11 protein-coding genes are annotated in these 13,857 nt (G+C 59.5%); all 11 read left to right on the forward strand.

Annotated features, from left to right (window positions below):
- The first annotated feature begins 25 nt into the window (after positions 1-25).
- The 11 genes from mutS to L1P08_RS11030 all read left to right on the forward strand — a co-directional run bounded on the left by mutS (position 26) and on the right by L1P08_RS11030 (position 13,803).
- The gene (mutS, locus tag L1P08_RS10980; protein WP_303617056.1) at positions 26-2,734 is read left to right on the forward strand and encodes a DNA mismatch repair protein MutS; all 2,709 of its coding nucleotides are present in this window, start codon (positions 26-28) and stop codon (positions 2,732-2,734) included.
- Positions 2,715-5,519 (forward strand): [protein-PII] uridylyltransferase, encoded by a 2,805-nt coding sequence (locus tag L1P08_RS10985; protein ID WP_303617057.1) that lies wholly within the window; start codon positions 2,715-2,717, stop codon positions 5,517-5,519. The genes mutS and L1P08_RS10985 overlap by 20 nt, the downstream gene beginning before the upstream one ends.
- Positions 5,519-7,102, forward strand: a complete 1,584-nt coding sequence (murJ, locus tag L1P08_RS10990) for a murein biosynthesis integral membrane protein MurJ (RefSeq protein ID WP_303617058.1) — start codon at positions 5,519-5,521, stop codon at positions 7,100-7,102. The genes L1P08_RS10985 and murJ overlap by 1 nt, the downstream gene beginning before the upstream one ends.
- 104 nt (positions 7,103-7,206) lie before the next feature.
- Positions 7,207-8,238 (forward strand): tryptophan--tRNA ligase, encoded by a 1,032-nt coding sequence (gene trpS / locus L1P08_RS10995; RefSeq protein WP_303617059.1) that lies wholly within the window; start codon positions 7,207-7,209, stop codon positions 8,236-8,238.
- Between the two features lie 132 nt (positions 8,239-8,370).
- Positions 8,371-8,868, forward strand: coding sequence for a universal stress protein (locus L1P08_RS11000; RefSeq protein WP_303617060.1), 498 nt, complete (start codon positions 8,371-8,373; stop codon positions 8,866-8,868).
- A gap of 154 nt (positions 8,869-9,022) precedes the next feature.
- Entirely contained in the window at positions 9,023-9,586 is a 564-nt protein-coding gene (locus tag L1P08_RS11005) for a NifU family protein (RefSeq protein ID WP_303617061.1), read from the forward strand.
- Positions 9,587-9,700: 114 nt separating this feature from the next.
- Entirely contained in the window at positions 9,701-10,342 is a 642-nt protein-coding gene (tsaB, locus tag L1P08_RS11010; RefSeq protein WP_303617062.1) for a tRNA (adenosine(37)-N6)-threonylcarbamoyltransferase complex dimerization subunit type 1 TsaB, read from the forward strand.
- A complete protein-coding gene (gene rimI, locus L1P08_RS11015; protein ID WP_303617063.1) occupies positions 10,339-10,818 on the forward strand; it encodes a ribosomal protein S18-alanine N-acetyltransferase in 480 nt (159 codons plus the stop codon). Before tsaB ends, rimI begins: the two co-directional genes overlap by 4 nt.
- A gap of 90 nt (positions 10,819-10,908) precedes the next feature.
- Positions 10,909-11,292 (forward strand): Fur family transcriptional regulator, encoded by a 384-nt coding sequence (locus L1P08_RS11020; RefSeq protein ID WP_303619552.1) that lies wholly within the window; start codon positions 10,909-10,911, stop codon positions 11,290-11,292.
- 64 nt (positions 11,293-11,356) lie between these two features.
- Entirely contained in the window at positions 11,357-12,778 is a 1,422-nt protein-coding gene (gene miaB / locus L1P08_RS11025; protein ID WP_303617064.1) for a tRNA (N6-isopentenyl adenosine(37)-C2)-methylthiotransferase MiaB, read from the forward strand.
- The gene (locus tag L1P08_RS11030) at positions 12,778-13,803 is read left to right on the forward strand and encodes a PhoH family protein (protein ID WP_303619553.1); all 1,026 of its coding nucleotides are present in this window, start codon (positions 12,778-12,780) and stop codon (positions 13,801-13,803) included. Before miaB ends, L1P08_RS11030 begins: the two co-directional genes overlap by 1 nt.
- The last annotated feature ends 54 nt before the right edge of the window (positions 13,804-13,857 follow it).

The following is a 13,857-nucleotide window of genomic DNA, read 5'->3' on the forward strand; positions in this document are numbered from 1 at the left end:
GTTTTCAGGAACCAGTCTTTTTTTGATGGATCAAGCCCCTTACGATCCGGCGCCCGGCCAGGCCGCGTCCAAGCCCGCACCAGAGGCGGCGCTGACGCCGATGATGGCGCAGTTTTTCGAGATCAAATCGATCAATCCCGGCTTTTTGCTGTTTTACCGCATGGGGGATTTCTACGAGCTGTTTTTCGAAGACGCGGAAATCGCCTCGCAGACCCTCGGGATTGTGCTGACCAAGCGCGGCAAGCATCTGGACAATGATATTCCCATGTGTGGTGTGCCGGTGCATGCCGCCCAGGATTATCTGAAAAAGCTGATCGCCGCCGGGCACCGGGTGGCCATTTGCGAACAGATGGAAGACCCCGCCGAGGCCAAGAAACGCGGCTCCAAATCTGTTGTTAAACGGGATGTGGTGCGGCTGGTGACCCCCGGCACCCTGACCGAAGACGACCTTTTGCCCGCACGGGCCAATAACTTTCTCGCGTCTCTGGCCATGATCCGGCACGGGGAAACCGACTTTGCCCTTGCCTGGACCGATATTTCCACGGGCGAGACATGGGTGAGCGACCTTGATGGCGAAGGGGTGAGCGACGCTTTGGGGCGGATTGCGCCCGCCGAAGTGATCATGGCGAAAACCGCCCATGAAATGCTGTCTGGCCAGCCGCTGCTGCCGCCCGGTTCCAAAGCGCATCTGACGCTGCTCGATAGCGACAGTTTTGATTCCGAGCTGGGTGCTGACCGCTTGCGGCAAAGTTTTGAGGGCATTGACCCCAGTGCATTCACCAGAGCGGGACGCGCCGCCATTGGTGCCCTGATTGCCTATGTGACCGAAGCGCAAAAAGGCGGCGCGGTGGCCTTGCGGGCGCCGGTGACCGAGACCAGCGGCAAGCTGATGGCGATTGATGCGGCAACCCGCAGTTCGCTTGAAATTCTTGTCACCAATCGCGGGGAAGCCAAGGGCTCGCTGCGGCATGCAATTGACCAGACACTGACCTCGGCGGGATCGCGCCTGCTGGCGCGGCGGCTGGCGGCCCCCCTTGCCGATGCCGAGCAGATCAATGCGCGGCTCGACATGGTGACGACCTGCGTTGACAACAGCCAGTTCACAAGCCGTTTGCGGCAGGCCTTGCGCACGGTGCCGGACATTACCCGTGCACTGACGCGGCTGGCGCTTGATCGCGGCGGTCCGCGCGATCTGGTGAGTATTGGCAATGCCATTGCCGGTGCCAAGGCGCTCGGTGCGCTGATCCGCCAGCAGACGGATTTGCCCGAAGGGCTGCAAACGCTGGCCGACACATTGGCTTCAGCGCCGGGCGAACTGGCAGATGAACTGGGCCGGGCCATTGGCGATGAGCCGCCCAATCTGGCACGTGATGGCGGCTTTGTGCGCCCCGGTTATGACGCAGCGCTGGACCGGGAACGGGCGCTGGCCACCGAAAGTCGGGGCGTGATTGCTGAATTGCAGGCGCGGCTGGCTGGGGAGACCGACATCAAGTCGCTGAAAATCAAGCATAATAATGTGCTTGGCTATTTCGTCGAAGTGCCGGCCAATTTCGGGGCGCGGCTTCTGGCCGAACCGTTCAATGCCAGTTTCATCCATCGCCAGACCATGGCCAATGCCATGCGCTTCACCACCAGTGAACTGGCGGAACTGGCCGGGGCGATTGCCCATGCGCATCAGGCAGCGCTTGAGATCGAGATCGGGATTTTTGCCCGGCTGCACCAGGCGGTTCTGGCCGAGACCGACCGGCTGCGCGACGCCGCCGATGCGCTGGCGGAAGTGGATGTGACCACCGCATTGGGCAATCTTGCCGCTGAGCGCGCCTATTGCCGGCCGGTGATCGACAATTCGCTGGCCTTCAGGATTGAAGGCGGCCGCCACCCGGTGGTTGAGCAGACGCTGGCGGCGAATGGCGAAAGCTTTGTGGTCAATGATTGCGACCTCTCGGGGCCTGAGGGCGAGGGCGGGCAGCTGTGGCTGGTTACCGGCCCGAACATGGGTGGTAAATCGACGTTTTTGCGCCAGAACGCACTGATTGCCATTCTGGCCCAGACCGGGGGCTATGTGCCGGCGCGCGCCGCCCATATCGGGGTGGTGGACCGGGTGTTCTCGCGGGTCGGGGCGTCGGATGATATCGCCCATGGCCGCTCGACCTTTATGGTGGAAATGGTGGAGACGGCGGCAATCCTCAATCGGGCGACCCGCAAATCGCTGGTGGTGCTGGACGAAATCGGACGCGGCACCTCGACCTTTGACGGCCTGTCGATTGCCTGGGCGACCGCCGAGGCGTTGCATGAAGCCAATGCCTCGCGGGCGCTGTTTGCGACCCATCTCCATGAACTGACGGCCCTGTCGAAAACCCTTTCCCGCACCTCGAACCACACGATGAAAGTGCGCGAGTGGCAGGGGAAAGTGGTGTTTTTGCATGAAGTGGCCGACGGGGCTGCCGACCGTTCCTATGGTATTCAGGTCGCCCGGCTGGCAGGACTGCCCGAGGCGGTGCTTGTCAGGGCGCGCGATGTTTTGACCCATCTGGAACAACAGCCGAGCGGGGCGGCCGGACCGGCCCTTGATGACTTGCCGCTATTTACCCATCGCCCGGCACCGCCGCAAATCGCCGCTGACCCGCTGGCGGATATGATCGACACGATACGGCCCGATGAGCTAACACCACGTCAGGCCATTGATTTGATTTACCAGCTCAAGAAAGTTCGTGATGACAATAGTCACCACTAAACAGGCGCCGAAAAAGCCGAAATTTGAAACCCGGTCCGCCCGTGACATCGTTAGTGACGTGCTTGGGGCGCTGGGAGATGCGCCGGTGGATTCGCCAGCTGCGCGGGCGCTGTTTTTGGAGCATATCAAGGCGAATGTCGCCAAGGCACGCCAATCGGCGGAAGCTGAACTTCTAGGCTCGGGGCGCGGCACACGCTGTGCGCAGAATATCTGCAAGGCCGAGGATGAGATTATCCGGGCGACCTATATGTTTGCCGCCGAGCATGTCTATAAAAGCCGGGAAAAGACGCCGCATACCATTACCATCGCCGCTGTTGGCGGGTATGGCCGCGCCACGCTGGCGCCCGGATCGGACATTGACCTATTGTTCATTCTGCCGGCCAAGCAGACCCCTCGCGGCGAAAAGATTACCGAATATGTGCTCTATATCCTTTGGGATTTACGGCAAAAGGTCGGTCATGCGGTGCGCACGCTCGATGACTGCCTGAAAATGGCCAAGACCGACATGACGGTGCGCACAGCGACGCTTGAAGCGCGTTATCTGGCCGGGGACAAAAGCCTGTTCACGACCATGGTCAGCCGGTTCGAGCAGGAAATCATGGTCAATACCGGGCCGGAATTCATTGCCGCGAAAATGGCGGAACGCGATGAGCGCCATGCTGCCATCGGCAATACGCGCTATGTGGTTGAGCCGAATGTGAAGGATGGCAAGGGCGGGTTGCGCGACCTCAATACGCTGTTCTGGATCGGCAAATATTTCTACCGGGTGCGCTCATCCAAGGAACTGGTGGGCAAGGGCGTTTTCTCGCGGGAGGAATTGCGGCTTTTTGAAAAGGCCGAGGACTTTTTGTGGGCGGTGCGCTGTCACCTGCATTTCATGACCGGTCGGGCTGACGAGAAAATCACCTTTGAGGTGCAGCACGATCTGGCCGAGCGGCTAGGCTTTGCCAATCGCGGCAATATGCTGGCGGCCGAGCGGCTGATGAAACGCTATTTTCTGGTGGCAAAAGACGTGGGCGACCTCACCCGTATCATTTGCACCTCGCTGGAATTTGCGCATGCGAAAAGCCCCGCGCTGGTGGGGCGGGTGCTTGAGGGTTTGCGCGGGGGCGCGCGGCGCAAGATCCGCGGCGAGAGCGATTTTCTGATCGAACAGGGCCGGATCAATCTGGCGCGGCCTGATGTGTTTGAGGAAGACCCGGTCAATATCATCAAGGTCTTCTGGCTGGCTGGACGCGAGGACCTGCTGTTTCATCCAGATGCACTCAAGGCCCTGACGCGGACCTTGCGGCTGGTCGACAAGGCCTTGCGCAGCAATGACAAGGCCAATGCCTATTTCCTTGAAATCCTGACTTCGCCGCAATCGGTGGAGCGGATTTTGCGGCGGATGAATGAAAGCGGGGTTTTGGGCAAGTTCGTGCCCGAATTCGGCAAGATCGTCGCCCTGATGCAGTTCAACATGTATCATCATTATACCGTCGATGAGCATTTGATCCGCTCGGTCGGGGTGATGGCCAAGATTGCCAATGGCGGGCTGAAAAACGAGCTTCCCCTCACCCATGAATTGCTGCCAACGCTGAATGATGTGCGCCTGCTTTATGTGGCGCTGTTCCTGCATGACATTGCCAAGGGCCGCAATGAGGACCATTCGATTGCAGGCGCCAGGATTGCGCGCAAGTTCTGCCCGCGTCTGGGGCTGACCCCGGCTGAGACGGAAACGGTGACCTGGCTGGTGGAATACCACTTGCTGATGAGCGAGGTGGCGCAAAGCCGCGATATTCAGGACCCGGAAACCGCGCAGAATTTTGGTGATATCGTGCAAAGCCCGGCCCGGCTGGCCCTGTTGATGATTTTGACCGCCTGCGATATCCGCGCGGTGGGGCCTGGCGTCTGGACCGGATGGAAGGGTTCGCTGTTGCGGGCGCTTTATTATGCGACCGAACCGCTCTTGTCGGGCGGGCATTCGCAATTGACCCAGAAGGACCGGATTGAAGAGGCCAAGCGGGCGCTGGCGGAAAAGCTGACCGGCTGGACGGCCAAGGAAATCAAGACCTATCAGGACCGGCAATATAGCGCCTATTGGCTGAGAGCCGATGCGGAATTGCAGCGGGCGCATGCGGAAATGATCCGTACCGCGGACAAGGTGGGCAAACCGTTTGAAGGCTCGGTGCATATCAAGAGCTTTGAGAGCATTACCGAATTGTCGTTTTATACCCCCGATCACCCGCGGCTTTTGTCGATGATTGCGGGCGCATGCACGCTTGGGGAAGCCTCGATTATCGGGGCGCAGGTGTTCTCCATGCGGGACGGGCAGGCGCTCGACACGTTCCGGCTGCGCCGGGCGTTTACCTCCGATGAAGATGAGCGGATCCGGGCCTTGCGGATTATCGAGACGGTGCGCGACCTGTTGCAGGGCAAGCGTTATTTATCACGCGACCTGCCCGGCGATTCGCGGCTCAACCGGCGGGTCAAACCGTTCTCGGTGCCAGCCGAAGTGCAAGTCTCGAATGCGCTCAGCCAGAAATTTACCGTGATCGAGGTCACCGGGCTGGACCGGACCGGGCTGTTGCATGATCTGACGCGGGAAATCGCTGATTTGAGCCTGACCATTGGATCGGCCCATATCGGTACCTATGGCGAAAAGGCGGTCGACGTTTTCTATGTTACCGATCTGACCGGCTCCAAGATCGAGCTGAAAGCCCGTCAGAAGCGGATACATGACCGGCTGATGAAAGTGCTGGAACCCCCAAAAGCCGTGCCGGACGCGGCGAAGCGGGCCGGATAATGGCCGCCCAGGGCGGCGGCGCGGGCCTGTTGCGCAATTTCGTCAATGTCGGCGCGCTGACATTGCTCAGCCGGATATTGGGATTTGTCCGCGATGTGCTGATGGCCAGCCTGTTGGGTACGGGCATGGCAGCGGATGCGTTTTTTGCCGCCTTCCGCTTTCCAAACCTGTTCAGGCGGCTGTTTGCCGAGGGCGCATTCAACACCGCCTTTGTGCCCCTTTTTGCCAAATCCCTTGAGCAGGAAGGCAATGAGGCAGCTTACGCGCTGGCCTCGCGCATTGTCTCCTGGCTCTTGGTATTTCTGGTGGGTTTGACCATTCTGGCGGAAATTTTCATGCCGGTGGTGATGGCCCCGTTTGTGCCGGGGTTTCTCGATGATCCGGAGAAATACGATCTGACGGTTTTGCTGACCCGGATTTGTTTCCCCTATCTCGCCTTCATGTCGCTGATGGCCGCCTATAGCGGCATTCTCAATGCGCTCGGACGGTTCACCGCTTCGGCGGCGGCCCCAATCCTGCTTAACATCGCCTCGATCGTCTTTTTTGTGCCAATGCTGATTATCGGCATCGAAAGCCCGGAGACGACCGCCATCTGGGTGGCGATCGCGATTATTGCAGGGGGCATTGCCCAATTGGTGCTGGTGACCATTGCGGTCAGGCGCGCCAATTTTCTGCCGCGTTTTGCCTGGCCGCGGGTCGATAAACAGGTGCAACGGTTCTGGGTGCTGGCCATTCCCGCGGTTATGACCGGCGGGATTACCCAGATCAATATTTTCGTGGGCACGATCATCGCCTCGGCGGCGGACAGTGCCATTTCCTATCTTTATTACGCCGACCGGCTCTATCAATTGCCATTGGGGATTATCGGCATTGCCATTGGCACGGTGCTGTTGCCCGAACTGTCGCGCCACCTGAAGGGCGGGCGCGATGTGGAAGCCAAGGCGGCGCAGGATCAATCGCTTTTGATCGCCATGCTGTTGACCCTGCCGGCAGCGGCCGCTTTCGTGCCGCTTGCCCATCCGATTGTTCAAATCCTTTTTGAACGCGGGGCCTTTACGCCCGAGGCGACCGCAGCGACAGCGGCCGCATTGATCGGGTTTGCCGTCGGGCTGCCGGCCTTTGTGCTGGTGCGGGTGTTGCAACCGGGATTTTTCGCCCGGGAGGATACGCTGACGCCAACGATTTATGCCGGCATATCGGTTGTGATCAATATCGGCCTGTCGCTGATATTGTTTCCAACCCTTGAGCATGTGGGCATTGCCATTGCGACCTCGGTGGCGGCCTGGGCCAATACCGGCTTGCTGGCCATTACCCTGGCGCGGCGCGGGCATTTTTCACTTTCGGCCAGCCACTGGCAGAAACAGGGGCTGATCGTTCTGATCAGTCTTTTGCTGGCATTGGCGCTTTGGGGCGTTTTGCTTCTTGCCGGACCGGTTTTTGCGGGCACCTATGGTTTCTGGCTGCAGACGTTGGTGCTTGGGGTCACGATATTGGCCGGGATGGCAGGCTATTTTGCGCTTGTTCATCTGACCGGTGTGCAAAAGCTCGGCACGCTTTTGGGGGCGTTCCGCCGCCGCAAATAACAAGGCCTCACCCAACAGAAATCCCGCCAAGGCTTGCAGGGGCGGGTCAGTTTGCGCGATAAGCCTTCGTCCCGGCTTTCCCGCCCGATATCAGGAACAGGTTCATGTCTTTTACTCCGCGCGTTTTTTCCGGCATCCAGCCCTCCGGCGATCTGCACCTTGGCAATTATCTGGGCGCCATGCGCCGGTTTGTGCCGCTGCAGGACAGCCATGACTGCCTTTATTGTGTGGTCGACATGCACGCGATCACCGTGTGGCAAACCCCTGAGGACCTGCGGCGGACAACGCTGGAACTGACAGCATCCTATCTGGCGGCCGGAATCGACCCGAAAAAATCGATCCTTTTCAACCAGTCGCAGGTGCATCAGCATGCGGAACTGGCCTGGGTGTTTAATTGCGTTGCCCGCATTGGCTGGATGACGCGCATGACCCAGTTCAAGGACAAGGCTGGCAAGAATTCGGAAAATGTATCGCTGGGGCTTCTGGCCTATCCCTCGCTGATGGCAGCGGACATTCTGCTCTATAAGGCAACGCATGTGCCGGTGGGCGATGACCAGAAACAGCATCTGGAACTGACCCGCGACATTGCGCAAAAATTCAACAATGATTTTGCCGACAGCATTGCCAGCAATGGTTTTGACAAGGAATATTTCCCCGTCACCGAGCCGCTGATTGCCGGACCCGCAACCCGGGTCATGTCCTTGCGCGATGGCAGCAAGAAAATGTCGAAATCGGACCCCTCCGACCAGTCACGCATCGTTTTGACCGATGATGCCGACACCATCGCCAAGAAGATCAAGAAGGCCAAATCGGACGCGGAACCGCTCCCCACAGAATTGGACGGGCTCAAGGGCCGGCCGGAAGCGGATAATCTCGTTGGGATTTATGCAGCCCTTTCGGGCAAGAGCAAACAGGATGTGCTGGACGCATTCGGCGGGCAGGGTTTTGGTGCTTTCAAGCCGGCCCTTGCGGAACTGGCTGTGACCGAACTGGCGCCGATGGCGGATGAAATCCGGCGTTATCTGGCTGATCCGACCGAGATTGAAGCGGTGCTGCGCGACGGGGCGGAACGGGCCTCGGTTATTGCGGCAGAAACCATGGGGCAGGTGCGCGATATTATCGGGTTTGTGCGCTAACGGCTTTCGGCGTTGATTTAAAAGCATGAAACGGGTTTGGCCCGCCCGTCCGGCTGAGGCAAAATTGGGGTTGGGACAATCCCACTTGCCGCTCCTGCGGGACGATGGCACGATGAACAACAGATTTTGGCAATGACGGGTGGCAGCTTGGTTAGTGAACAGGACGAATATAAGCGCAAATTTCTCGTCATCATCGATGACACCGAGGAATGCGACCGGGCGGTGACCTTTGCCGCCTATCGCGTGCGCCGTACGGGCGGCACCGTGGTGCTGATGGGGGTAATTGAACCCGATGATTTCCAGCACTGGCTGGGGGTCGAGAAAATCATGCGGGCCGAGGCGCTTGAAGAGGTCGAACGGCTCCTGGACCTGCGCACGGCGCGGATCGCCACGATTGGCAAGATCAAGGTTGAAACCGTGGTGCGCGAGGGGCGCAAGGCCGAAGAGATCGAAAAACTGATCGATGAGGACAAGGATATCGCCATTCTGGTTCTCGCCGCGGGCACCTCGTCGGAAGGACCGGGGCCGCTGGTTTCCGCCTTTGCCTCACGCGGGGCCACCGCCCTGCCGATCCCTGTCACCATTATCCCGGGCGGGCTGAGCGACGACCAGATCGCCGCCGTGTGCTAGCCAATCGGGCGGACCGCCCCCAAAGACCGCCTGCCGGGCTGGCGGAATCAATTTTTAACGCGCCCCCTTCACATTGCCGGGTGAAAGGTCTATTTTCGGTGTGTCTGGAATTATTCTAAAGAAGAATTTCCGGACCGAAGAAGGACAATGCCAAATGTTTATCCAGACCGAAGCGACACCTAATCCGTCGACGCTGAAATTCCTGCCGGGCCGCGAAGTGCTGACCGGCGACCCGCGCGATTTCCGCAATGCCGAAACTGCCAGCGCCTCGCCGCTGGCCAGTGCGCTGTTTGCCGTCAATGGTGTAACGGGCGTGTTTCTGGGCAGCGATTTTATCTCGGTGACCAAGGATGATGCCGACTGGGCCCATATCAAACCCGCTGTTCTGGGCGCGATCATGGAGCATTTTCTCTCCGGCGCGCCGATTCTGGGCGATGCGGCGGTCGCCCATGAAGACGAAGGCGGTGCCGAGTTTTTTGATGAAGGCGATGGCGAAACGGTTGAAGTGATCAAGGAATTACTGGCCACCCGCGTGCGCCCGGCTGTGGCCATGGATGGCGGCGACATTATCTTCAAGGGTTTCCGCGAAGGCACGGTTTACCTGCACATGCAGGGCGCGTGTTCGGGTTGCCCCTCCTCCACGGCCACGCTGAAAAGCGGCATTGAAAACCTGTTGCGGCATTTTGTGCCCGGCGTCGAGGACGTACAGCAGGTCTAGGCATTAACGGGGCGCGGGACCCAAGGCCCACGCCCCCTTTTAAAGCCATTTGCGCGCCCCTTGCCGGGATAATCGCGCTTGCCCCCGGCCGGTGTGGGCTTTATCTGATCAGACATGACAATCGCGATACCCCATCCGGCCCTGCTGGCCATCGACACTGCCGGGCCGCGCCTGCAATTGGCGCTGGCACTTGAGGGCCGGGTTGATACGCTGGTTGAAGAGGTGGCCAAGGGGCATGCGGAAATCATTTTCGACCGTATTGACGCCCTGCTGGCGCGCCATCAACTTGGGCCTGACAGCCTTTCCCATATTGCGGTGACGAGCGGGCCGGGGTCTTTTACCGGTTTGCGGATCGGGCTTTCGGCCGCGCGGGGACTTGGGCTGGGGCTGGGTATTCCGGTGATCGGCATACCGACACTTGTGGCCATGTCCTTGAGCGGCGCGCCGGACCTGCCTTTAGGCATTCTTGTTGATGCGCGCCGCAACGAGGCCTATGTGCAGAATTTTGACGCGCCCGGTGCGCCCGCGGAGGCCGCGCAAATCCTGCCAATGGCGGCGGCGCGGGCGCATATGTGGGCGGATGCCTTGCTGCTGGAACCCAAATTTGCCGATATCGGGCTGATGGCAGGTTTTGCAGCCCTTGCCGATCCGGCGCTTTATCCTCCCGATCCCACCTATATCCGGGCGGCAGATGCAAAGCCGCAGGACACGAGAAAAATTGTGCCGCGCGCACCCTTGGAAACCCCGGCACCATGAAAATCTGGATGGCCCCCGGCGGATTGCATGTCGCCCCGGCGCGCCCGGAGGATGCTGATGCACTGGCGCGGCTGCATGCGGGCGCATTTTATCGCGGCTGGCCCGCCAGCGAATTTGCCGCCTATGTGCGCGACGCCGAGCGCACGCCTGGCTATGCTGCTCTTGATACAAAACGCCGGGTGGCCGGTTTTGCCATGTTGCGGCTTTTGGAAGACGAAGCGGAATTACTGACAATTGTTGTTGATCCGAAATGGCGCGGCAAAGGGGTTGGCGCGGCGCTGTTGCGGGCGACGATGGATGACCTGCTGATGACCCCGGTCACGCGCATGTTTTTGGAGGTTGAAACTGACAATCAACCGGCAATTGCGCTATACAAGGCATTCGGTTTTGCCGAGATTGGCCAGCGTAAAGGCTATTATGCCAAACCCGATGGGACGGCGGCGACGGCGCTGGTGATGCGCTGCCAGCTCGAGTAGGCGCATAAAAGCCTGAAGACAAGGAAATTGCCCGTGGTGGACCAGGTACAGCAGAACGACACGCTGGAAGAACAATGTGTTGGCCGTGGCATGCGCATGACCGAGCAGCGCCGGATCATCGCCCAGGTGATCGAGCGGGCCGATGATCACCCCGATGTGGAAGAACTTTACCGCCGCGCCTCCGAGCTGGATCCGAAAATCTCGCTGTCGACGGTCTATCGCACCGTCAACCTGTTCGAGGAAGCCGGGCTTGTGACCAAGCATGATTTCAAGGACGGACGGGCCCGGTTCGAATTGATCCCCGATGAGCACCATGACCATTTGATCGATATCCGCACCGGCAAGGTGATCGAATTCCGCAATGAGGAAATCGAGGCGATCCAGGAAGTGATTGCCAAACGGCTCGGCTATAAACTGGTCGATCACCGGCTTGAGCTTTATGCGGTACCGCTCAAATCCGACAAGCCGGATTAGGCGTCTCAGGCCTTACGCGCCGAGATGCTTTCAAAAGCCCAGCTTTCAGTGTAAATCCCCGCTTATGACATCGAATACAAAAAAGCTCTTCATCAAGACCTATGGTTGCCAGATGAATGTTTATGACAGCGACCGGATGACGGACGCGCTGGCAGAACATGGCTATGAGACAACGGCGGAGATGGGCGAGGCCGATCTGGTGCTGCTCAATACCTGCCATATCCGCGAAAAGGCGGCGGAAAAGGTCTATTCCGAACTTGGGCGGCTGAAAATCATGCGCGATGCGCGACGGGAAGCCGGCAGCGACGTGATGATCGGGGTTGCCGGCTGCGTGGCGCAGGCCGAGGGCGACGAGATCATGGCGCGGGCGCCCGTGGTTGATCTGGTGTTCGGACCGCAATCCTATCACAAACTGCCCGATCTGGTGGCGCGGGCCGCCAATGGACGGATTGTTGATACCGATTTCCCTGAAGAGGACAAGTTTGAGCACCTGCCACAGGCGCGGCGCGAGAAAACCATCGCCCGGGGCATGACCGCCTTCCTGACCGTGCAGGAAGGGTGCGATAAATTCTGCTCATTCTGCGTTGTGCCCTATACGCGCGGCAGCGAAGTGTCGCGGCCGGTGGCACAGATCATGGCCGAGGCGCAAAATCTGGCTGAGGCGGGGGTGCGTGAAATTACCCTTCTGGGTCAGAATGTTAACGCCTATCACGGCCTTGACGCCAATGGCGAACCGATCGGTCTGGGGGCGCTTTTATACCGTCTGGCCGAGATCGAGGGGCTGGAGCGATTGCGTTATACCACCTCGCATCCGCGCGACATGGATGATGCGCTGATCGATGCCCATCGCGACCTGCCCGAGGTGATGCCTTATCTGCATCTGCCGGTGCAATCGGGTTCGGACCGGATTTTGAAGGCGATGAACCGCAAGCATACGCGGGCTGAATATCTGGCGCTGATTGCGCGGATCCGTGCGGTCCGGCCCGACATTGCCATCTCGGGTGATTTCATTGTCGGGTTCCCCGGGGAGACCGATCAGGATTTCGAGGACACGATGCAGATCGTGCGCGAGACCGGTTATGCGGCAGCCTTTTCGTTCAAATATTCCTCGCGGCCGGGCACACCGGGGGCGCTGATGGACGATCAGGTGCCGGAAGAGGTGAAAATGGAGCGGCTTTACCGTCTGCAGGCGCTGATTACCGAACAGCAGGCCGCGTTCAACCAATCGTGCATTGGTAAAACCCTGCCGGTCCTCCTCGACAAGCCGGGGCGTAATGAGGGGCAGATTGGCGGGCGTTCGCCCTATTTGCAGGCCGTGCATGTGGATGCGCCGGTCAGCCTGATCGGGCAAATGCGGATGGTGGAAATTACCGGACTATCCAAAAATTCACTTCAGGGTAGAATTGTCACAGAATCGCCCGAAGAATCGGCTAATCTTGACGTATCGAGTGAACATAACGCCCATGAGCGGAGTGAAAACGTTTGATCACGCATCTGTCGCCCAAGACTGATCCCAAACTTAAAACTGATCTTGAACTCGCCTTCGAAGACAATCGTCTTGCCGCCCAGCTTTACGGTGAATACGACCAGAATCTGGCGCTGATTGAACAGCGGCTCGGGGTCGAGGCCACGCCCCGGGGCAATCATGTGCTGTTGCGCGGCACCAGTACCGGGGTCGATCAGGCCCGGCGGGCGCTGGAATCGCTTTATGCAGCGCTTGAAGAAGGCCGGGTGCTGGTGATTGCCGATGTCGATGCGATCATTCGCGTCATCGAGGACGAAGACAATCAGCTGACCCTGCCCACGATGGAGAAAAAGGGCAAGGTGCGCATGGCGCAGATTGCTACGCGCAAGGCGACCATTGTCGCACGCACGCCGGCCCAGGACGGCTATATGCGCGCCATGGAAAAGCGCGAGCTGGTGTTCGGCGCCGGGCCTGCGGGCACGGGCAAGACCTATCTGGCGGTCGCCCATGCGGCGACATTGCTGGAACGCGGCGATATCAACCGGATCATTTTGAGCCGCCCCGCCGTTGAGGCCGGGGAACGGTTGGGTTTTCTGCCCGGCGACATGAAGGAAAAGGTCGATCCGTATCTGCGCCCGCTTTATGACGCGCTTTACGACATGATGCGGCCCGAACATGTGGAACGGGGCATTGCCACCGGCGTGATCGAGGTGGCCCCGCTCGCTTTCATGCGTGGCCGGACCCTTTCAAATGCCGTGGTCATTCTCGATGAGGCGCAAAATACCACCTCGATGCAAATGAAGATGTTTTTGACCCGTCTGGGTGAAAACTCGAAAATGATCGTCACCGGTGATCCCAGCCAGGTTGATCTGCCGCGCGGCGAACGTTCGGGGCTGGTGGAAGCGCTCGATCTGCTTTCCGGGGTTGAGGGCGTGCATATCTCGCGGTTTACCGACCGGGATGTGGTGCGGCATGAGCTGGTGGCGCGCATTGTGCGGGCCTATGAGGCGGTTGGCGCCCAGAAAAACCAAAAGACACAAGGATAAACCGACCTGACCGCCCCGGCCTATCCGCTTGAAATTGATTTTGCCATAGAAGAC

The sequence above is a fragment of the Mariluticola halotolerans genome (genome assembly GCF_021611515.1).
GTDB lineage: Bacteria > Pseudomonadota > Alphaproteobacteria > Rhizobiales > Devosiaceae > Mariluticola > Mariluticola halotolerans.